Origin of the sequence: Lacibacter sp. (assembly GCF_035299325.1) — a bacterium.
In the GTDB taxonomy this organism is placed as follows: Bacteria; Bacteroidota; Bacteroidia; order Chitinophagales; family Chitinophagaceae; genus Lacibacter.
The window spans coordinates 147486-169637 of sequence record NZ_DATGWT010000033.1 but is presented as its reverse complement, the minus strand read 5'-3'; the positions used below and the strand labels follow the sequence as shown (position 1 = coordinate 169637).

The following is a 22152-nucleotide window of genomic DNA, read 5'->3' as shown; positions in this document are numbered from 1 at the left end:
TATTTATTAAAATTGCAATTGGAATAAATAGTTGAGGTATTGAAAATGTTTTGTTCTATTTCAATACTATTTCAACTTCTTCTTTTTCATTTTTTATTTCTACAAATTTTTCCAGCCGATGCGTTTTTGATTCATACTGCCTTTGCTTTTCGTAAAAACGTGTGCCGTAGGAATTTGATCCCACTTCAACATCCTGTGTGTAGTAATTGGTAGTGGTCATTATCGCCTGAAGAAAATATTTGCCAGGCTTTATTTTATCAAATGTAAACCGGCCGTATTCATCCGTCTTTACTTCTATCCGATACCTGTAAGCTTCATCAGATATATAAACTTTTGTCCTTTTGCTCTCTTTTTCCTGTCGTAAGTTATAGTATTCCATAAAGTATGGCGTAGCAGGATACAATGTTACCGTTACTTTATATCCATATCTTTTTGCATTTACAATGGCAAGTTTATTTGTCTTTTTATAAACAACACCTTTAATTGTTGCTTTTCCGTACGCCAGCATCTTTTTGGCTGCGAGCGAATCGAAAGACTGTGTAGGGAAAATTGATTTGATTTCATTTCTCGAAGCTTTTCTGTCTGCATTTTTTACAGGGTTACAGGCATATATAAACAGCATCAGGGTTACAACGTAAAATATAAATTGGTTTGGATGGGGAACTTTATTAAATACCTCGTGAATTCGATTTGCTGCCTGTTGGTTAATTCGGAAAACATTGATTTTTTCTTTCATAGTGTTATTTGTGAAACGTGTGATAAAAAAGTTTCAGCAATATTAGTCTCACTGCTGCATGATTAATTTAACATAGGGTAATTTATTTTATATGCCTTTGCTCTATTCTTGCATTCTTCAATTAGTCAATTGCGAATTATGAAAAATGTAACTTTATCATCACGTTTTGAGAAGCTTATTTTATTGCCGGTAGTTGTATGTCTGATTTGTTTCAATAGTATATATTCCCAAACCATTCGATATGTAGATGCATCCCGGACAGATAATTCAGGTGCCGGGACAAGTTGGGCTACTGCCAAAAAGGATTTACAAGCGGCCATCATTGAAGCGTCTACCGGTGATCAGGTTTGGGTAAAAGCAGGTACCTATTTACCTACACATGATCCGTTCAATAATACAAGTCCTGCAGATAATCGTGATAAATCATTCACATTAAAAGAAGGGGTAAAGTTATACGGTGGTTTTGCAGGTACTGAAACGCAGTTAAGTCAACGAAACTGGAAATTGAATATCACTACACTCAGCGGTGATTTGGGTGTCCTCAATACACTTACCGATAATGCATATCATGTTGTCTTAAGTGTAAATCTTACAAGTGCTTCCTTGTTGGACGGCTTTATCATTACAAAGGGATATGCAACCGCACCGTCATTGTCAAGAATTACAGTAGGTACAAGAGTGATTGAGCGGTTTAAGGGTGGGGGTATTTATAATTCAAATGCATCAACGGGGTTTAACAATCTTACAATAAAACAAAATAGTTCAGATTGTACAAACCAGGATGATGACACATGGGGTGCAGGTATGGTAAATGAAATTTGTAATTCCTCCTTTACTGATTGTTTAATTGATGGTAATTCTTTTCTGGTAGGTGGTAACAGCTTTGGTGGCTTTGGCGCAGGAATGATTCTAGTTGGAGGTAATTGTACATTTACAAGATGCATTTTTGCGAACAATACCAGCGGCTTCGGTTTCATAGATGGTTCACGTGGAGGCGCTTTAAATGTGACCAGTGGTACGCACACATTAACCAATTGTATTTTTTATAATAACAGCGCCATGAATGGAGCTGCAGTTGCATTTGGAGGGGCTGAGTTCAATACATCGTCATTTATTAATTGCACGTTTGCCAATAATACTTCCAGTTTTGCCGGCACTGCTTTTTCAGGTTTTGCAGATGCATTATACAGAAACTGTATTTTCTGGAATAATAATCCCACTAACAGTAGTGTTGCAGGACGTAATGAAATTTTCAGCCAGGATAACAGATCGCAGTATTGGCCAACTTTTACTAATTGTATCATACGGGATGCGTCCGGTTCGCCCTTAAGTGTTACAAATACAGTTACAAGTAATGTTTTAAACGGAAATCCTTTGTTTGTAAATTATAATGATGGTGATGGTGCCGATAATATCTGGGGCACGGCTGATGATGGACTACGTTTGCAATGCAGTTCACCGGCTACAGGAACTGGAACTGGGGCCACTCCACTTACTGACTTCCTTGGATTGTCAAGAACTTCTGTACTTGACATAGGGGCTTATGAAGGTGGTCATGAAAACGGAATTGGTATAACGAATGTACTTTCAGTTTCACAAACGACTGTACAATTAGCTATTACCAATACTGGTCTTAATAATTTCTCTAATTGTATCAACCTGATCGCTTCTTTACGGGCAGGAGCTCCGTACACTGTTGCAGGTACAGTAACAACGAAGGTGTGGATCGAAAGCACACAGCCTTCTACATATGTCAAACGTCATTACGAAATGACGCCGGCAAATAATGCTTCAACAGCCACCGGAAAAGTTACCCTTTATTTTACGCAACAAGATTTTAATGATTTTAATGCTGTGAGTGCAATCGATTTACCTACAGGACCATCTGATGCTGCCGGTAAAGCCAATCTGATCATTGAAAAAAGATCGGGTAGCAGCAATGATGGAACAGGTCTTCCTGCCAGTTATTCAGGATCAGTAACAACAATTAATCCGATTGATACAGAAATCATATGGAATGGGCCGGCACAACGATGGGAAGTTAGTTTTGATGTAAATGGCTTCAGTGGTTTCTTTATAACCTCTACATCATCAACGCTCCCGCTAACGCTGGTGGATCTGAACGTAAAAAAGACAGGGGATTGCAATAGACTGGAGTGGATAACCAAAGATGAAATCAATACTGACTATTTTGAAGTGGAGAGTTCTGTTGATGGCAACAGGTTTACTGCTAGGGCAGTGATTTCAGCTGCGGGCTCAGGCAGTAGTAACTATAATTATTCAGACTGCAATATGCTGCCAGGCACAAAGTATTACAGGCTTAAAATGGTAGATAAAGACGGAACATGGCGTTACAGTAAGATTGTGACATCACCCACTTCAACTGTTTCCCGGGTAAGTTCAATTTATCCTACCGTAGCAAAACGTCAGCTCACGATACAGATTTATGAACCGTCATTAATCAATACATGGGTCAGTCTAATTGATCTGTCAGGCAAAATTCATCAAAAAATACTGCTTAAAGACCGTAATACAGTTGTTGCTATTGATGTTTTGAGGCCGGGTATCTATTTCATTCGTTTCCAAAACGGTGAATCAAAAAGATTTATTAAGCAATAATGTATTACCACGTTGGCCCAAAGTATTTTATCGTAAACAAAAATGATAAGATAGCATAACAAAGGCGGTGTGTGTTAGATGAGGCGAAATATTATTTTTGGCAATTTGGCTAAACTGCATACCTAGTTGTTTGGCGATTGTAATTGGGAGATATTTAAGCTTTATACATATACCGGGATACATAACTTCCTTCACTAGACATGTATACTTTGTCGTGCAGAATTGTAATTCAAGTGTAGAGCTAATAAATATCAGTTTAAGGGTAACAATGCATCCATAAAATCAGAGTATTATATGAAAGTATTAACTGCTTCATTTTTCAGTTTTTTTACGATTTGTAGTTTTGGACAAAATTTTACTCAATTAGAAAATCCAAAAGTAGATGAACGAATAGAGCTTTTAAGTATTGTATTTCGACTTGCAGAAAGCACGGAATATAGTTCCGAAAAGTTCAAATTTTATACAGATAAAATTCAGGCTTATTATAAGCCATACAAAAACCACGAGTTAATTGCTTTTGTCAAAAAGTTACGTAAAGATAATGGTGTTGGTTATGATGCTGTAATGAGTATGGCAATTCATCTTGATTACAAGTTTAATCCCTTAATTGAATTTACTGACAAAATACCTGATGCAAGATGGGGAAAAGAAAATGCATATCAATTTGTGAAACTCCTTAATAAATTCTATAAAGAAAGTAAGAGTGAAATATTTTTCAAGCAAAACCAAAGCCTATACAAAGAGGTCGGGGATAATTTTCAGACTGTATACAAGCACTTAGATATAAGCTGGTATACATCTTTTTATGGTAAAGAGCCAACAGAAAAATTTATTATAATAAACGCACTTGGAAACGGTGATGGGAATTTTGGACCGTCAATTAATTTACCAAATGGTAAAAGAGAAGTTTATGCTATTATGGGAACTTGGGAAACCGATAGTTTGGGGATGGCTAAATATACACTTGGCAATTATTTCCCTTTTCTGCTTCACGAGTTTAATCACTCTTTCATTAATTATTTATTGGAAAAAAATCCAGATCCTTTCACTAAGAGTGGTAGAAGAATCTATCAATCCGTAGAAAATGAAATGCGTAATCAAGCCTACGGAAATTGGGAAACAATGCTAAACGAAGCATTAGTGAGAGCTGCGGTTATTAAATACATGAAAGATCATCAGTTTACTGCCGAAGAAATTAAAAATGAAACGGATATACAGTTAAATCGAGCCTTTTTTTGGATTGAAGAATTGGTGGCAGAACTCGAAAAATACGACAAGCAGAGAAACCTTTATTCAACGTTAGAAAGTTATATGCCTAATATCATAAAAGCTTATGATAGTTATGCAAAAAATCTAGATTTTTATTTAATTGAATTTGAAAAAAGACGGCCAAAAATAATTTCTATATCGGAATTTACTAATGGTAGCCAGGAAGTAAGCTCTGAAATAAGTACCATTACAATTCATTTTGACAGAGAAATGAGGGACGGATATTCTTTTGACAAAGGACCGAAAGGTGAAAATTTCTTGCCAGAAGTCATAAATGTTGAATTTTCCGAAGATAAGAGATGTATTAAACTTAAAGTGAAGCTCCAGCCAAATAAAGTGTATCAATTTGTGGCAACAAACTACGGATTTAAATCTGCAAATGGTGTGCCTATAAAAACTTATGAAATCAATTTTAAAACAAAATAGAAAAACCGAACATAAAAATAGGATTTGAACACGCAAGGTTGATAGAATAGCTATAATTTATCGAGTAGTATGAAGTTTTTTTATCGGCTTATGTAAAGCAATCAAAATTGTAATTAACTGCTAATTACTCTTTTTTCAATTGTATTATACAATCCATAGGTACACATGATAAAGATAAATGCTACAGCCGCTTTTATACAATCTGCATAACTCTGTATCACATACCCTGAAATAAACGCAAAAATCACGTCAATTGTAAATGCGGCAAATATCCATTCTCTTAACCTGCGTAATGCCGGAATTACAAACAAGATTGCTCCTGTTATTTTGGCTATCCCGAGCGTTGTAATAAAATAGGGAGGATAACCCATGCTTAGTGTTTTAGGGTAAGTTGCCGGATGTTTGGTAATTTCAAGATAGCCACTCAAGATGAAAAAAGCACTGATTAAAACAGTAAGTGTCCTGAAAAGACTTTGTTTGTTTTTCAGACTGATCTTTGGAAGAAGCATAGTTGATAAACGATTAATTAATAAGTTGTAAAAGTCATTTTAATGTCTCACAAAAAGATTATCCTATGGTAACTAATTCTACTAGTCTCCTTTCATTTTGTTAAATTATATTTCGGTAATTCTGGTTTTGTCACCAATTTATTTTAGCCATGCTTCAGATGAGGGCCATCTCAAAAAGCAGCTTATGTGAAGTAAGTTCCGAACTACAATTGGCTAATTTTTTTGGACAGTAATTTGTTCACGGAGAGAATTTAATGATTAAAATCGGATACAATCCGTACTGGCTTGTAATAGGAAGGCATGTGTTAATTTTTTGCAATTTTTGTAATTCAAAAGTTTCGTAAATCTCTCAATAACTTTTTGTTTACAATTGCTGATTATTGGTAATATTGTTTCTGATTCTGCTCAGGCTTTGCTTTAAACTCCGATTTTTTGCCTCATGAAAAATAGAAGTGCAAGAATAATTATAGAAAATATAGAGCCGAAGGGTAAATACCAAAGTGTTAAAATACTTATGGTTATGCCATAAACGTAAGCCCATTCCTTATTAGTGCCCAATCCAAAGAGCCAGGTAAACCAAAGCAAACCAAAAAGAAGAAATAGCCAACCGAGTTTAAAAACATCAATATTCAGTTTGTAGAATATTTCTGCCCATGGTCCAGGCTTTTGGGGGCCAATATATTTGCCTTTCAGATATACATGAATGCCATCGATGAACATGTAAATGCCATTAAGAAGTCCAAGTATTGTAATGAGTATCTTCATAATCTTGTTGATTTCAGATGATTATTAGTAACCAAGACAATAGAAATTAAATAATTAGAATAAAAAGGCATTCTCATATGGAAAAGATCCAACTGAATTCAAAATGTAAATGCCCATTATGTTCTTCGGTCAATACGAATTATCCGTAGTCAGTTTCTATTTTTTGTCAACTCTTCTAATTTCTTCTTCGCATTGCTGTTGGTAGGCGAGAGTTGAAGAATTATTTTATAGCACCCTTTTGCTTTTTCAATATCACCTTTCGCAATATAGGCATCTGCCAGGCTGTCCCACACATTCAGAGATTCCGGATAGTTTTTTGTATTGACTTGAAATATTGAAATGGCAACATCTGGTAATTGTCTCTCATGCAGTGCCACATAGCCGATCGTATTTATAAACCGTTCGTCTGGCTTTTCATCCAGAAACAATTCTTTTTTGAGTTTTTCACTGTATCCTGACAATATAGCCGGATCCATCGTTGCATCATTGATGTTTATTTCATAGGGCTGAAAGATAGAGCGTAAGCCAAAGTAGGTAGCTGGAATTGTTACTGTCAAATGTTTTTCATCTTCAAAGTATCTGAAATCTGTTTTCAGATCAGGTGATTTATTTTCCTTTAGCAGGTTGTAAAACTCAAGTCCCCATTGATAATGCCTTTTGTCATCCTGTAGATTGTTGGCTAATCCAATGAAAATACGGGCTTTCAGGTCTGTTTTTTTACTTAAAATTTCTTTACCTCGTTTCCCGATATAATTATGATCCCAAAACCAGGAAGGATCTATCAGTAAATAATAGGTAAACAGATTCGGATTTTCCAAAAAGCAATGTAAAGCAAATAAACCGCCCAGAGAATGTCCGATAATCATATTTTGCGGTACTGTTCTGAAAGTAAGATTGATTTGCGGCATCAATTCTTTTTCAATGAAATGCATGAAATTATTTGCTTTTCCACTGTTTTTAAAGACTGCCATGTCTTCACGATCCAGATAGTTTAAGGAGTTAGTTGGTGAAAAATCTCTTGTTCGGTCTGTGTTTTCGATCGTAACGATAATCAATTCCGGAATTTGTAATTTGAGATGAAAAGCTGAATGCATGGACTGTGCAATACCAGATACTTCAAAAAGCTTTGTTCTGTCACCATCCAGCACATAAGCTACGATATATTTCTTTGAAGGATTACTCTTGTATGATGTTGGCAGATAGACAGAATACTTCCTGTTTTCATTCAGAATCTTTGAGTGTATTTGGTATTGATGACCAATCATTAGTAAGCTGTCACTACCACCCGCAATGGAAGCCTCAATTTTACAACAGAAGAACATCAGGAGAAAAAAGGTGAATACGTTGTGCATTGTTTTACTCAATTTCATTTGTTTAATAGTTGGATTATTTAATTTCACTTTTTAGTTCTTAAATTTTTCAATTACAGCGGTGCTAAGTAGCTTTTCTGCAATCTTTTCTTGTAGCTTTGGAATACTCATGTTTATTTAAAGTCATTGTGATTCAAATTCCATATAGAAGTAAATCCGGCTTTTTTTTCAAATGAGAAATCATATTCCTTGTCCTGGCATGATCTGATATTGATATCTGAAAAACAAGGGATATAGCCCTGGAATAGTTTGCCCTTTAAATTGTGAATCATAACAGGTCTGTCATTATTTCCTTTCACAATGCTCATGTCAACTTTTATATTCGGTGCCGAGAAATGGATTCTGTCGTTTTTATCTTCAAAGTCTATTTTGGTATGTTTGCTTGCAAGGATGGTGTCAAATCCTCCCGGATTAACAATTGCTAGAATTTGTTCCATGGAGCGCTTTTGTTCATTGGTTGTTTCTTCAGCGAAATAGTATGCACCCCATTTCCCGGCTGATCCGCTCATGATCAGTTTTGTCCCCTTCAAATCTGTATTATTAAATGATCCTTTATGAATCACAATATAGGCATTCAGTTTACAGTAGGAATTTGTCATTGGCAACCCAAAAGGGCAGGGGCATGGTGCATTACAGCTGCAGCTTTCATAATAGGAGGCCTTGATTGTCCATTTTGGTTTTGCTGTATTAAGCTGAAATGCACTAACAATAAAAAAAAGCGTTAAGCAGCTTATTGCAGATACGATTGCGAAGAATAATCTAGATGTTTTCATTTGTTACTATGCTGTGATGTTATTTTAATTTTATGTTTAGAGCTTTGACTGATCTGTTTATGGACGATCTCTGTGTGCTGATAGTTTCAATGTGTTTTTAGAATTCTTTGTAATTGTCTTGCCGATTTAAAACCGCATTCAGAGGCGATACGGTCAACAGTATATTCCGGGTTGTTTTTTAGTGTATTCGCTTTCTCTAAGCGGATTTTGGTTTGATATTCTTTGATCGTTAATTCTGTAGCGTCTTTAAAAATTCTGCTTAGGTTTCGGGGGCTTGTATTTACTAATTCAGCTAGTTTTTTAATCGATAGATCGCTGGCAATATTTTCGATAATGAAATCCTGCACCTGATGAATCTTCGGATTTACATGGTTGCGGTAATCGAGGTAAATGTGTTGTTGAGCATGTTTATGACTCCTTCGGTGATACACTACAAGGCCACGGGCTATTTTATTTACAAAATAGGGGCTTGTCCATTCTTCCAGTATGGCCAGTGCTAGATCGATGCCTGCACTGATGCCTGCACTGGTGTAAATGTTATCACTTTTTACAAAAAGTACATCTTCTAAAACCTTTGCATCCGGGAAGCGTTTTTGTAAAGCTTCTGCCCTCCGCCAGTGGGTGGTGCATTCTTTGTTTTTCAATAACCCAGCTTCCCCCAACATAAATGCTGCATTACATACGGAACAAATGGTTACTTCCTTTTCAGCATAATCTGCCAGCCATTTGAAAAAATGTTTCTCCTTTTCCAGTTGTTTATTTAAGCTTTCGAAATTTGCACCGGGGATCAGGATCAAATCCCCTGATTGTAATTTTACTTTTTTGTAATGATAAATTTCTCCAAAAGGCAATCCTGCAGAGCTTTTGATCTTTTGTCCGAAAGAGTAGAACTCAAGATGAACATTGAACCCGTAAAATTTAGCTTCGGTAAAAACCTGCATGGGGCCCGCAAGGTCTAATAGCTCAACTGAAGGAGGGATGATAAAGGCTATTTTTTTCATATTGCTGTAGCAAAAATAACGATACTTTTTTTCAACTTGAAAGGACAATAAGGCGTCACAAACGGACAAGGTTAAAAAGGGACATACTACGTTTTATTTGGTAGGCGGTTCTGAACGAAATAGTTCCAATATCATTCAGTAAAACAGTTTTAAAGTAATGCTAAAATCTTATCTTTTATTTTACGGATTAAAACTATTGTAAAAAAGAATAGATTAAACGAGCAGTAAGTATTTCTTAACATATGTTAATTTTTGAGCTAGTCTTTGCTGGTATTTTTAATATTGTTGTCAATTTGGATTCAGGCCTCTGTGAATACATCTATTTATTAGAGGTTCAGGCAGAGAATGGGCAGATAATTAGTACAATTGATAAAAATATTGATACTGCATTCTTCCGTTTTTTGATGCCATTGTTGATGGAGATGTTATCCGATACGAAATAGCTGGATCACTCGGTAAGGGCGAAAAGTTTTTTTCAAAAGTACAAAAGGATGGCATCCTTAACCAATGGTCGAGGGTTAGTTCAACAGATACCGAAATACAGCAATTTGATTCAACTTGGAATTGTTCCTAATAAAAAAGTATTACAGAATATTCAGAAAGTAGAATTGGATGAATTAAGTTCCTGTTTTAAAAACATCTGTCAGGATGTATATGCATATAATATGAGTAACCCTTCGCAACAACTGGAATTAACAAAAGGAACAGCGTTTTTTGCTTACAATGCAATCACAGGTTGTTTTCAAAATGTTCGTACTTACAAAGATGGGAAGCAAAACTCAAGACCTTTTTGCATGGCGGTACAGCATATTTACGAGCGAAGAAAACATTTTAGTTGTATACAGATTTTGCAAAAGGAGAGAGGATCAGTTTGTTGAACTGATGGGTCGAATAGGGGGATAGAGACATGCCCCTATCCTTTTTAGAAACTGTCCCTTAATATATCGGATGATGTTGTTAACTGTAATACCTTTTTTGATAACTCTAAATTTCTGTAATTTGGGATAATGAAGCCGGATATTAAAATTCTATTTAACAGGGGTAAGTTGTTAATATATACATTTGGCGCACTTGCATTTGTGTGTGCTGGAGTTTTTTTTATTTACATTGGTTTAATGGCAAAGAATCAGTTTTTTTTACGACTATTTTTATTGTTTCTAGGTGTTGTAAGTACCTCGTTTTTTGGACTTCTCCTCCTAATCCTTTTACCAAAAGCAATAAAAAATAAAGCTGGACTTGTCATTACTGACAAAGGATTATACGATTACTCATCTGCTATTTCTGCAGGGTTTATAACCTGGACTGAAATAAAGAAGATAAGTCGTTCCTATTCAGGTGCAAATTTTTTTTCCTTATTATGGTAAAAAAGCCTGACCAGTTTATTGACAGGCAAAAATTGCTCATCAAAAGAATAGCCATGCGGTTGAATTATAAAAGATCAGGTACTCCGGTTCACATACTGGTAAGTTTACTAGATACCGATATTAATACTTTGTACAGCATAATAATGGAAAAGCGTTATCAAAAAATAGAGAACAAAGAACAAGAGTATTAATGCGATGCAAATAATTTATAAATAGTACAGCATTTAACATGAAATCTGTATGGAAAGCAAAGGCGAAAGATTAAAGCTGCTAAAATCGTTAACCAAAATCATTTTGAATCATCGCATGTACTTTTTCATTAGCTTCCTGGTTTGTGAATTGTATTATTTTTTATAATACAAGTTGCAAAAAATCGGTTATGCTCTATAATTTATCAAATGGTCTTTTGTGAAACCTTGCAGCACGCCCGTTTTATTTCTTGCTGCTTCCTGCAACTAGACTGGGCGAGCTCCTATGGACAATGATACTTGTGATTGCCGATGACTGGGTTCCTTGTCAACAGCAATCAAAGATTTTTATATACTGAATTTTAAATAGCGCTCTTCATTCAATCAACCCTTCCGCAAATTTATTGGCCTGCTCTGTGCGGAACAAGGTCTGTTTCCACTATCATTTATTTAACTCAATCGCCTGCGGTTTTCAAAAAAATCTCCACCTGTTTTCTTTCATGACGCTCCTTTAATGTGGTCGTATTTTATTTGAAAAACCTTGTTCCTCCTACGCAGTCCTAATGCCTGGTCGCTATGGGTACATGAATGAGGCGAAGCCGAATTCATTTAACAATCATTTTTTAACTCCCGATAACTAACGGGATAAAATTTCATGTTATGGAAATTATCGGAAGGATGACCGCAGACGCAACAGTTAATGAAACAAAGGCAGGGAAAAAAGTGGTGAACTTTTCCATTGCAATTAATGACACTTACAAAGCAAAAGGAACGGATGAAGTGAAACGGTTTGTGACCTACATCAACTGCTCTTACTGGATCAATCCGGGAGTAGCTGCCTATCTCACCAAAGGAACATTGGTGGAATGCTACGGACGCATCGGCGCAGACGCATACGCTGGCAAAGATGGCGAAGCAAAAGCCAGATTAAACTTTCATGTCAATGTCCTGAAACTTCACGGAAGTTCATCTCGTACAGAAACCTCAGCAGCAGATGCAGCTGTGAAAGAAACAACAGATGATTTACCATTTTAGAAATAGGGCAGCATGATGCTTTGTGTTGTGCTGCCTTTCTTTTTTACATCTTAAACAATTATAACAATGGCACACAATATTCATCTTAACGAACAGACGGGAAAGCACAGTTTTTTCAGCGTAAAAGAAAAAGCATGGCATGGATTGGGGCAAATTGTGCAGGACTATCCCAACAGCACAGAAGCATTGCAGTTTGCAGGACTTGATTTTGAAGTTTGTAAACGACCAAATACACACAGGTTAGATGATGGTTCTGAGGTAGTTTCTAAAACATCCTTTTACACCTATCGCCCCGATACAGCTGCAATACTTGGTGATCGTTTAGGTAAGGATTATGAAGTAGTACAGAATACAGATGCGTTTCGTTTTTTTGATGCAATTGTAGAGGGGGATGGTATTCAATACGAAACAGCAGGCGCACTTGGTAAAGGTGAAAAGATTTTTATAACAGCGAAGCTGCCCGGCTATATCAAAGTAGGTAGCGATGACTTAATTGAAAAGTATTTATTTCTCACTACTTCGCATGACGGGTTCGGCAGTATCATGGCAGCATTTACACCCATTCGTATCGTTTGCAATAATACGTTGAACGCAGCACTCAGAAACTGTAGTAATTCCATTAAAATCCGCCATACAGCCAATGCAAAAGAAAGGTTGGAAGAAGCACATAAAGTGATGGGTATTTCGAACCAGCTTTCTGTACAACTGGAAGGAATATTCAACCAGTGGGCAAAGGTTCGTATCACGGATAAAGAAGTGCAACAATTGATACAACTCGCAATGGTTCCCAACAAGGAAGTCTTGCAGAACATTCAGAAGGGCGAACTCGATGAATTAAGTACAAGTTTCAAAAATATCTGTGATGATGTGTACCAATAAAATATGTGCAGCCCGTCGCAACAACTCGATACTGCAAAAGGTACCGTATTTGGTGCGTACAATGCTATCACAGGTTATTTTCAAAACGTCAGGAATTACAAAGACAATGAAGCAAAAATGAAATCCTTGTTGTATGGTGGCACAGCACAACTAAGAGCACAGAAAACTTTTCAGTTGTGTACTGATTTTGCAAAAGGAGCATCTGTTAATCTGCTGAATTAATCAAATCAGGGGCACGCAAAGTGCCCCTTTTTCTTTTAAAAAAGCTGTCCCGCATTATTCCATACGAGTTTGCAAAATGGCGGTGCAGCTTGGCGTTTATTGTCGTATAAAGTTAAAATCAGTACAGTTGTTTTTCTTCATTCATGCCTGCACAAAGTTCGCCTTTTAGCTCCGTGGCGACCATGAAATTCCGGCATAAACAAAGCTGCGCTGTTATTCTTTGAGAATTGATTTATTCCGTTGCTTCATGGTCTTTGTCGCTAAAAGACGGAGCTGGTTCCATCATTAATTTTTTCAATTCTAAAATGAATGTCATGGAACAAACATTGCAATTACCGGACTGGACAAAAGTGGCCGAAGTGGAGCTTGTGTACAAAACAAAAATAAAGGCTTCCGAACGACCCAAAATAAATTCTTCAAAGGATATTTATGAGATCATGCGTCAGTTATGGGATGCAAATAAAATGGATATGCTCGAAGAATTTAAAGTGCTTTTATTAAACAGGGGAAACAGAATTATTGGTGTGTATGAAGTATCATCAGGAGGTATTACCGGTACAGTTGCCGACCCGAGATTGATATTGGCAGCAGCGCTTAAATCCTTGTCCGTTGCAATCGTTTTATGTCATAACCATCCAAGCGGAAACCTTACTCCAAGCCGTGCGGATGAGCAACTGACACGCAAAATAAAAGAAGCGGCTGCTTATCATGATATCTCCGTGCTGGATCATATTATTCTAACCAGCGAAGCATATTACAGCTTTGCAGATGAGGGGCTTTTATAGTCCCTTTTTTTATTCAGAAACCTCGTTGACCTGGGCGTCAATCGCTCTTTTTAACCGCTGCAAAATAATTTGCTCAGGAGGGTTATTTTGCACATCAAGATCGTACCAGTTTCCCTCTTTTGTTTTGTATGATTTATAAGAACTACCATCCTCACTGGTAATTAAATATTCTTTCAAAACTGCTGCTACTGCACCCAATGCATTCATAACTTCAACCATGTAGATTACATACTGGAATTTCCTTCCGTCATCCAGTACGACTTGTTTGCCAAGAGCAGTCTTCAATTGATCCCTCATTGGACAATAATAATTCTTTTATGCAGATGACCAAATATCAGTCCGGCAAAACTTATAAACAGCATCGGATTTGCGGTCATGAAGCTGTTGATGGTGAGTGTGCAGATGCCTTTTTTAATTGAAGGATCAGCATTCAAAAATCTAAGATTACCGAAGGAAGTAATGTGCCCGGTCTTGCACATGGCAAGATGTACAAACGTTATACGTTTGGGTCATCTTGCCCTTCGCTCCGGAGTCGCTTCGGGGAATTGAAACAGAAAACTTAAAACCATGAAGAAACGTGAAGAAGAGGTGAGAAGAAAAATGGTGGTGGTCAGAATGAATGAGCAGGAGTACAAACTGCTGGAAAAATGCAGAAAGCAAACCACAGAAAAAAACACCGGCAGTTACCTGCGGAAAGTTGCATTGCAAAAACCTGTTACTGTCAAGTACCGTAATGAAAGTGCGGATGATTTTCTGATGGATATGCTGAACCTGAAAAAAGAACTCAACGCAATCGGCAACAATTTTAACCAGGCAGTGCACAAACTACATATCCTTGACAGGATACCTGAGTTCAGGGATTGGATACAGCAGTATGATGGTCTGCAAAAACGATTAATCTACAAAGTAGATGAAATCAAAAATCGGATGAATCAACTCTACGAACAATGGTTGCAAAAATAACCATACCACGAAGTATAGAAGCTGCACTGAACTACAATGAAAAAAAAGTGCAGAAGGGTAGTGCTGTTTGTTTGCAGGCTGTGAATTATTTACAGGAATCCGGTGAAATAAATTTCTATCAGAAGCTCGCAGGTTTTGAACAACGGAACAGTTTGAATGAAAGGGCAATGACTAAGACACTGCATGTTTCACTCAACTTCGATCCATCGGAAAATCACCATGAAAATAAACTATTGCAGATCGCTGCAGATTATATGCACAAGATCGGTTTTGGCGGGCAACCTTATCTGGTATACAAACACGAAGATGCAGGCCATCCGCATATTCATATTGTGAGTACAACGATCAAAGCAGATGGCAGTAGAATTAACACGCACAATATCGGCAGGAATCAATCCGAAAAGGCAAGAAAGGAAATTGAAGCAACTTATGGACTGGTGCGGGCAGAACGTCAGCAACATTTAAGAAGTCTTCCAATCAAACCTCTTGATGCAGTTAAAGTGATCTACGGAAAATCAGAAATCCATCGTGGTATCGCAAACGTTGTCGCAGCAGTATTCAACAATTATAAATTTTGTTCTCTTCCGGAATTTAATGCAGCACTCAAACAATTTAATGTTGTTGCTGACCGTGGAAAAGAGGAGGGAAGGATCTACAAAAACCGGGGGCTTATTTACCGTGTATTGGATGCAAGCGGAAATAAAACAGGTGTGCCCATCAAAGCAAGTTCAATTGGGTGTAAACCAACACTGGATAACCTGGGAAAAAAAATCAAGGCAAATGAAGCAGCAAAGGAATCCTTAAAACCATTTGTAAAAGCAAAGCTGGTGGAATGTCTTGCACAGTCTCCGTCAACAGTCCATCAATTAACGGAATTATTAAGACAAAAAAACATCTACACCTTACTTCGTCAGAATGCGGAAGGCAGGTTGTATGGAATTACGTTCGTCGATAACCAGAATAAATGTGTGTTTAATGGTAGTGAATTGGGAAAAGGATATAGTGTTGCAGCTATTCAATCGAAACTTGCAACCCCATCAGTTAAAAATGCAGAAAAAACGATTGATGTTGATAACAGTAAAACATCAGGCGAAGAAATACGAATGGGCAAAAGCCAGGAAAAGTCAGTCACAATATTTCCATCAAAGGACAATTTGCTTAACATCCTAATTACGCCTGACCAACAATCTGGGAACACGCCATACTCACTGCTGAAAAAGAAGCGAAAGAAAAAACGGAAGAACCCGGATGCATAACCTATAAAAAATAATCTATGTCAGTTACGGGAGAAAACGAACAGGGATTGCGCAAAATAATCGACCTCACAAGGTTTGCAGGCATCTTTATTTTGCTGCTGCATTTTTATTATTTCTGTTACCAGGCATTTGTGCAATGGGAAATCACCAGTACCATCACAGATAGGCTACTGAAAAACATCAGCGGGACGGGTTTGTTTGATGGCTTGTTGAAATCAAAATTGATTGCACTTGGATTGCTGCTGATTTCTTTGTTGGGATCACAAGGCAAAAAAGAGGAGAAGATTAACAAACGAACCATCGCTGCTTATTTGCTGATCGGGTTGATGTTGTTTTTCGGAAGCAGTTGGTTATTAAAACTAAATGATGAAATTGAAACAATTGCAGTCGTGTATATGCTGGTTACCGGTATTGGATTTTTATTGATCCTTGCGGGTGGTAATTTACTCAGCCGTTTGATCAAACTGAACCTAACCGATGATGTGTTCAACTCCCTCAATGAAACCTTCCCGCAGGAAGAACGCTTACTGACCAACGAGTTTTCCATTAACCTGCCTGCTGTTTATAATCTCAAAGGAAAGCTGCGGAAGAGCTGGGTCAATATTATTAATCCATTTCGGGGGCTGCTTGTGATCGGCAGCCCCGGTGCAGGTAAGAGCTGGTTTGTGATCCAGCATGTGATCAAACAGCATATTGAAAAGGGCTTTGCCATGTTTGTCTATGATTTTAAGTACGATGACCTGAGTAGAATTGTTTACAACTGGCTGCTTCAAAACAAACATCGTTATGCGATAGAGCCTTGGTTCTATGTGATCAATTTTGATAATCTCTCCGTATCACATCGTTGTAATCCGCTTGATCCTTCCACCATGAATGATATTACCGATGCCACCGAAAGTGCACGTACAATTTTGTTGGGACTCAATCGTGAATGGATCAATAAGCAAGGAGACTTCTTTGTAGAGTCACCAATCAATTTTGTCACAGCCATCATCTGGTTCCTTCGAAAATATGCCAATGGAAAATACTGTACACTGCCACACGTGATTGAACTGATGCAGTCGGAATACGATGAATTATTCCCTGTGCTGAACACACAACCGGAGATTGAAGTATTAGTTAACCCCTTCATTACTGCTTATCAGAACGATGCAATGGAACAACTCGAAGGGCAGGTGGCTTCTGCTAAAATTGGTATGGCAAGACTCGCATCACCACAGTTATATTGGGTATTAAGTGGGAATGATTTTACACTCGACATCAACAATCCCATGAATCCGAAAATTGTTTGTGTTGGTAATAATCCTGAGAAACAACAGATCTATGGTGCAGTTTTATCGTTGTATGTTTCAAGACTTGTGCGACAGGTTAACAAAAAAGGAATGCATAAATGCAGTCTGGTGTTTGATGAGTTTCCGACGATCTATTTTAATAACATTGACAGTCTCATTGCAACAGCACGAAGTAACAAAGTGGCAACCACACTGGCCATGCAGGATTTCAGTCAGCTCAAAAAAGATTATGGACGTGAACAGGCAGATGTGATTGTCAACATTACAGGTAATATCATCAGCGGACAGGTGATGGGAGAGACCTCAAAACTGTTAAGTGAACGCTTTGGAAAAATTATGCAGGACAGGCAAAGTGTTTCAATCAATCGTACAGATACATCCATCAGTCATTCAAAACAGTTGGAAGCAGCAATACCCGCATCCAAGATCGCTGCATTGTCTTCTGGAGAGTTTGTAGGGTTAGTTGCTGATAACCCTGATGAGAAAATTAAGCTGAAAATGTTTCATGCAGAGATTATCAACGATGCAGGAAAGTTAAATGCGGAGGCAACTGCTTACAAAAACATACCTGTTATTTATAACGTGACACAGCAGCAGGTAATGGATAATTTTTATCAAGTGAAGATGGAAGTCAAAAAGATGATTGGAGAGGAGGTGGAAAAACTGAAAAATGTGCATGTGAAAACTTAAACTGATCTGATGCAAAGTGGGTTGGCCGTTTGCAATTGAGCAGGTTGTGCCATATTTAGCAATTTTGAATTGAAAATGGAGGCAATTAGAATTTTAATATAAATGTAAAGATTAGTTATTTATACAGATCGAATGACATCAAATTAAATAGTGAGGATAAACCATTGTCAACGTATTTTCTGGCAAGCTTCCAAAAGACGTTCTATTCGGTGTTTCAGACGAAAGATTTCCAATGGAGTTTCTAAATATTCTTTGGTAAGCAGCTCCTGCTAAAGCTTTTTTATCGAAATCTTCTTTTTTCAATAATTGATCAAAATAAAATTTATTGAATTCCTCTTTTGATAAATTACTTGCGGGCTGAAGTATTGATTTTATTAATGCCCCGATATAAACATAATGAGTCTGAATTTCATTTTCAACCTTGCTATCAAACTTGGGTATGGTAATGACCCAGCTATTTATACTGGGATTCTCTTTTTGAAAATGGCCTTCCTTTACTGAAATCTTAATGGTTTGATCCGCAACCAAAAGTTTATTGTTGATTCGGGCAATTTCGCAGAGTGCAACCTGAAGGAAACTTACAAATTCTTCCCCGATTGCAGTCATTGTTTCATCGTTATTAAACTCAATATTCCAATCAAGGTTCAACGAATTAAAATTAATTATTCGTTTTGCGCCAACGTCATTCAATGGGACATCTCGAATATCTCTTGCCAATATCTTTTTGAAACTATCAGTTCCCTTAATTTGCTCATTCATATGTTGAACTGCTGGTTCAATCTGTTCTTCCCAAATGACGCCCCATTTCTTTTTTAATAAATCCAGGTACGGCAGCAATTCAGGATGAATAATGGGTATTGCGTGAAATATTTTTACAATATTAAATATTGATCGTTGATACATTTCATCGTTTCCCATATCGAAACCTTTCTCGTCAAACTCTCTTTTGGTCATCAGGTATTGGTTGAAGTCCTCTAGTGCGTTCATCCACGCTCCATGCGAATAATCACAGTCACAAATTAGCACTAAAGACTGCGGTAACCGTTTGTATAATGCAGGATCCGAAAAATGCCAGGTACTCCACAACGCCACTAGTGCATAGTACTTTGAAGCGTAGCTCATGCCAAGTGAATTGTAAACCTGCGCGATATTAAGAAGTGAAAGTATATAACCCTCTTTGGTATATTCCAGCCGCCATAACTCTTTTGCCCGGTGAAAGAGTTCAAGCGCCCTCAAATAATTGGACACATCCAGATGTTCCAGATGAATCGCACCTCTTTCAACCAGGTCATGGGCGGCCCTATGTCTTTGACCAGTCCTTTCAGCATAATCCTGAATTTCTTTCATAAACTGATCCACCATCTCAATCAAGCCATCATCTATGCCGTATAAAGTAAGCATTTTGATCATCGCTTTCATTTGACCGTATAATTTTCCAAGGGAATAGAACCTTGCTTCTCCTAATAGAGGAATAATTTTTCTGTAGAAATCAAAAGAAGCTTTGAAACTCTCGACTGGATTGTGAATGTTACTTTGATGTGCTAAATGTCCACGAAGCTCCAGTAACTCACACTTTATGTCAACATTTGTTTCTTTTTGAATTTGTTCATCCAAAAACTTTTCTATCGTATTTTGCCATTCGGCTACATCAATGTCAGGCAGCGCAAGTGAAAACCCTAAAACCTGGGCTTGCAATAATTGAAGTAATGTAATGTCATCTTCGATATCGTGCAAATTGTTTCGATGTTCCCATTGGTCGATATAAAATTTGACCAAATCAATATCACCGGCAATGGCACTTTCTTCTCTTTCCTCCAAAGGGTTATGACCTATTTTTAAAAAGAGAAATTCATAAATGGCTTTTCTCTTGTATGGGAGTGGTATATCAGGTAGCCCGATATAATGTTTTAACAAATCCAGCCAAAAGGTTTCATGTCCGTCATCTTCCATGTTCCAACGGCAGTACCTGGCACCATTAATCGCAGCTTGAAATTCACCCAGGAAAAAGAATTCGACAATATTCCCTGATTTAAATTGCTGGAGGGTTTCTGCATACCATTGTTCTTCCGTTCCTCCTGCATTTAACAGAACTGAATCCAACAAATCGCTGCTCAGCTTCCGATCTTCGGGATTATCTTGTATAGATCTTTCATAAACTTCTTTTACAAGAAGGGCAATATGTATTTGGTTACGGCTTTCATCAAGCGGAAGTGGGATATTAGAGATCAGGCCTTCGATCCTTGAGACAATTTGCTGCACCGCAATATTAGTTTCTAAGCCATCGAATTGCCACTTGATGCAATGGATGAAGGCATCAAAATCACCATCTTTAAGTTCATTATATACAATCCTTGCCTGTTGAATATCACTCTTTGCCTCCTGTTTGTCTTTGAGTTCCTCAAACATTTCATCAATATACTCATCAAGAATCTTTTTTACTCTTGTACGTATGTTCCCTAACAACTCCTCGCTAATTTTCCCTTGGTTGTCACTCCATTCCTGAAGGAGATCAGCATCATTATCTTTAACGACTCTTTTAACAATTGATGCATTGGTCTCAAAATTAAATTCCATTTTATCAAACGCATAGTCACCTTTTACATACAGCATGAAAAAATGACCGATGGCTTTTTTGATACTATCGGAAAGAAATGAAAAATCGGTGCTATAAAGCTTAACCTGTGTAAATTTAGATGTGCCCTGCTTTAAATCTCTTGCGAAAATATCATCTTCGTAGTCACAGTAGATGACATCGTCACTATTTGCAATTCTGTTTTGAATCCAGTCTTCTATTGTTTTTAATTGCTGGAAAGCGTAGCCTTTTTGAGTTGCGATAGCATCTCTGTTCTTGGCAAATATGTGTAGTTTATGAATGCTCATCATTTCGAATTGAAATCAAATCTTCTATTATAAGTAATATTGTATCTAATTCCAGCAAAAATAAACATAAGTAGCCAGTAGATTTGTGCCGGGGCAACTATTGATATAACAATGATTTAAAAAGGAATCCCCAAATTTTATAATCGGATAAAAAATATGAAGAAGCAAGTAGCCATAGAAGACCTGAATGCAGTACAGTGTTATGACATATCCATTCAAACTTTACCCACAGGACAAGACTTTTTGATATTGATCTGTAAGGAGAAAGAAGGAAGTAATAACTTATTAGAAATACTTCAGAAAAATGCTTTTGATATAAAAATTTATGTCGATGAAACAACGCAACAGTATTATCTCCAACTTGAATTTATTGATACTGATATAGCAATGAAACTGGAGACCGGTAGAACTGAAACTGATTACCCTCCACTAAAGAAAATAAAAGATAATCAAATCAAGTTCATAACAACAGGAGTTTGGACAGGACAATCGGCAGCGGGAAGAAATTACGAATATAATGTGCAATTGATGCGTCTTGGTGAATTTGATTTAAGTAAATCATTTGAACAGGCAAAAGGAGTTCAGTTTGCTGCTGGTAGAAATGAAAAGGAACCATCTGTCGTGGTTCTGATCTTCGAGAACTATGATCATATTTTCCGGAGCGAAGCAGATGAGGCTTATAATAAGTTGGCTATAATGGCGATCAGTAAGCCCTTATTAGAAATTACTCCGGTCGATTCGAAGACAGTTAATTTACGAATCTGGGATATACTGGTGGATTTAGATGTAAAATTTGAAGGGCTAAAGTATTCAGATGATGAATTAGCGGAATTTATCGGAAAGACCGGAGAAAATCAGTCATTTGCTTTTGCAATAGGGTTTCTTCCCTCAGGGAAGCAAATGGCTGCTATCGCTTCAACAAAAAATGAAGGATTCGAAATCATCACTCTTTGTGGTTATACTTATATAGAAAACAAATAAAAGTTAGTTGTGATGAAGGAGGTGATCTGATAGAAAGAAGTATGAGGATTGCAGACCAAACATCATGGATGGGAAATGCCCTACACAATTAACGGAGCGTATTCTAAGCCCCAAAAATAGTTAAACAGAAAAAAGTGAGGTGGTGTAAA

Annotated in this window: 18 protein-coding genes and 1 pseudogene; 11 read left to right on the top strand and 8 right to left on the bottom strand. The window is 37.1% G+C overall.

The window, feature by feature from the left end:
- Positions 1-55: 55 nt before the first annotated feature.
- A complete protein-coding gene (locus VK159_RS19045; protein WP_324231760.1) occupies positions 56-736 on the bottom strand; it encodes a beta-sandwich domain-containing protein in 681 nt (226 codons plus the stop codon).
- A 138-nt stretch (positions 737-874) separates the two neighbouring features.
- Between VK159_RS19045 and VK159_RS19040 the strand changes: the two genes are divergently transcribed.
- Both VK159_RS19040 and VK159_RS19035 read left to right on the top strand, forming a co-directional pair.
- Positions 875-3355 (top strand): T9SS type A sorting domain-containing protein, encoded by a 2481-nt coding sequence (locus VK159_RS19040; RefSeq protein WP_324231759.1) that lies wholly within the window; start codon positions 875-877, stop codon positions 3353-3355.
- A gap of 294 nt (positions 3356-3649) precedes the next feature.
- On the top strand, positions 3650-5050 hold the full coding sequence (locus VK159_RS19035; protein WP_324231758.1) for a DUF4932 domain-containing protein: 1401 nt from the start codon (positions 3650-3652) through the stop codon (positions 5048-5050).
- 113 nt (positions 5051-5163) lie between these two features.
- Here VK159_RS19035 and VK159_RS19030 read toward each other — a convergent pair whose 3' ends face one another.
- From VK159_RS19030 to VK159_RS19010, 5 genes are all read right to left on the bottom strand, one after another.
- Entirely contained in the window at positions 5164-5559 is a 396-nt protein-coding gene (locus tag VK159_RS19030; RefSeq protein ID WP_324231757.1) for a DoxX family protein, read from the bottom strand.
- 417 nt (positions 5560-5976) lie between these two features.
- Positions 5977-6324 carry a hypothetical protein gene (locus VK159_RS19025; RefSeq protein ID WP_324231756.1) on the bottom strand — a complete coding sequence of 116 codons (348 nt, stop codon included), beginning with the start codon at positions 6322-6324 and terminating at the stop codon, positions 5977-5979.
- 149 nt (positions 6325-6473) lie between these two features.
- Complete coding sequence (locus VK159_RS19020) at positions 6474-7694, bottom strand: alpha/beta hydrolase-fold protein (RefSeq protein WP_324231755.1); 1221 nt, start codon at positions 7692-7694, stop codon at positions 6474-6476.
- Between the two features lie 113 nt (positions 7695-7807).
- Positions 7808-8467 carry a DUF1326 domain-containing protein gene (locus VK159_RS19015; protein WP_324231754.1) on the bottom strand — a complete coding sequence of 220 codons (660 nt, stop codon included), beginning with the start codon at positions 8465-8467 and terminating at the stop codon, positions 7808-7810.
- Positions 8468-8553: 86 nt separating this feature from the next.
- Complete coding sequence (locus VK159_RS19010) at positions 8554-9468, bottom strand: GlxA family transcriptional regulator (RefSeq protein WP_324231753.1); 915 nt, start codon at positions 9466-9468, stop codon at positions 8554-8556.
- Between the two features lie 491 nt (positions 9469-9959).
- On the opposite strand from VK159_RS19010, the gene VK159_RS19005 reads away from it, so the two are divergent.
- The 5 genes and pseudogenes from VK159_RS19005 to VK159_RS18985 all read left to right on the top strand — a co-directional run bounded on the left by VK159_RS19005 (position 9960) and on the right by VK159_RS18985 (position 13941).
- Positions 9960-10346: a DUF932 domain-containing protein gene (locus tag VK159_RS19005; RefSeq protein ID WP_324231752.1), complete on the top strand. Its 387-nt coding sequence runs from the start codon at positions 9960-9962 to the stop codon at positions 10344-10346.
- A gap of 129 nt (positions 10347-10475) precedes the next feature.
- The gene (locus VK159_RS19000) at positions 10476-10832 is read left to right on the top strand and encodes an STM3941 family protein (RefSeq protein ID WP_324231751.1); all 357 of its coding nucleotides are present in this window, start codon (positions 10476-10478) and stop codon (positions 10830-10832) included.
- An 848-nt stretch (positions 10833-11680) separates the two neighbouring features.
- Entirely contained in the window at positions 11681-12055 is a 375-nt protein-coding gene (locus tag VK159_RS18995; protein WP_324231750.1) for a single-stranded DNA-binding protein, read from the top strand.
- Between the two features lie 66 nt (positions 12056-12121).
- Positions 12122-13156, top strand: a pseudogene (locus VK159_RS18990) (DUF932 domain-containing protein).
- Positions 13157-13470: 314 nt separating this feature from the next.
- Positions 13471-13941 carry a JAB domain-containing protein gene (locus VK159_RS18985; protein ID WP_324231749.1) on the top strand — a complete coding sequence of 157 codons (471 nt, stop codon included), beginning with the start codon at positions 13471-13473 and terminating at the stop codon, positions 13939-13941.
- A gap of 9 nt (positions 13942-13950) precedes the next feature.
- Here VK159_RS18985 and VK159_RS18980 read toward each other — a convergent pair whose 3' ends face one another.
- The gene (locus tag VK159_RS18980; RefSeq protein WP_324231748.1) at positions 13951-14238 is read right to left on the bottom strand and encodes a hypothetical protein; all 288 of its coding nucleotides are present in this window, start codon (positions 14236-14238) and stop codon (positions 13951-13953) included.
- Positions 14239-14508: 270 nt separating this feature from the next.
- Here VK159_RS18980 and VK159_RS18975 point away from each other — a divergent pair, with 270 nt between their 5' ends.
- From VK159_RS18975 to mobC, 3 genes are read left to right on the top strand one after another with little or no spacing between them, the layout of a single operon-like run.
- Positions 14509-14904, top strand: coding sequence for a plasmid mobilization protein (locus VK159_RS18975; protein ID WP_324231747.1), 396 nt, complete (start codon positions 14509-14511; stop codon positions 14902-14904).
- Positions 14889-16160, top strand: a complete 1272-nt coding sequence (locus tag VK159_RS18970; RefSeq protein WP_324231746.1) for a relaxase/mobilization nuclease domain-containing protein — start codon at positions 14889-14891, stop codon at positions 16158-16160. Before VK159_RS18975 ends, VK159_RS18970 begins: the two co-directional genes overlap by 16 nt.
- A gap of 17 nt (positions 16161-16177) precedes the next feature.
- Positions 16178-18142: a conjugal transfer protein MobC gene (gene mobC, locus VK159_RS18965; RefSeq protein ID WP_324231745.1), complete on the top strand. Its 1965-nt coding sequence runs from the start codon at positions 16178-16180 to the stop codon at positions 18140-18142.
- A 138-nt stretch (positions 18143-18280) separates the two neighbouring features.
- On the opposite strand, the gene VK159_RS18960 is transcribed toward mobC, so the two are convergent.
- Positions 18281-21022: a hypothetical protein gene (locus tag VK159_RS18960; protein WP_324231744.1), complete on the bottom strand. Its 2742-nt coding sequence runs from the start codon at positions 21020-21022 to the stop codon at positions 18281-18283.
- Between the two features lie 156 nt (positions 21023-21178).
- Here VK159_RS18960 and VK159_RS18955 point away from each other — a divergent pair, with 156 nt between their 5' ends.
- Positions 21179-22003, top strand: a complete 825-nt coding sequence (locus VK159_RS18955; RefSeq protein ID WP_324231743.1) for a hypothetical protein — start codon at positions 21179-21181, stop codon at positions 22001-22003.
- Positions 22004-22152 lie beyond the last annotated feature (149 nt).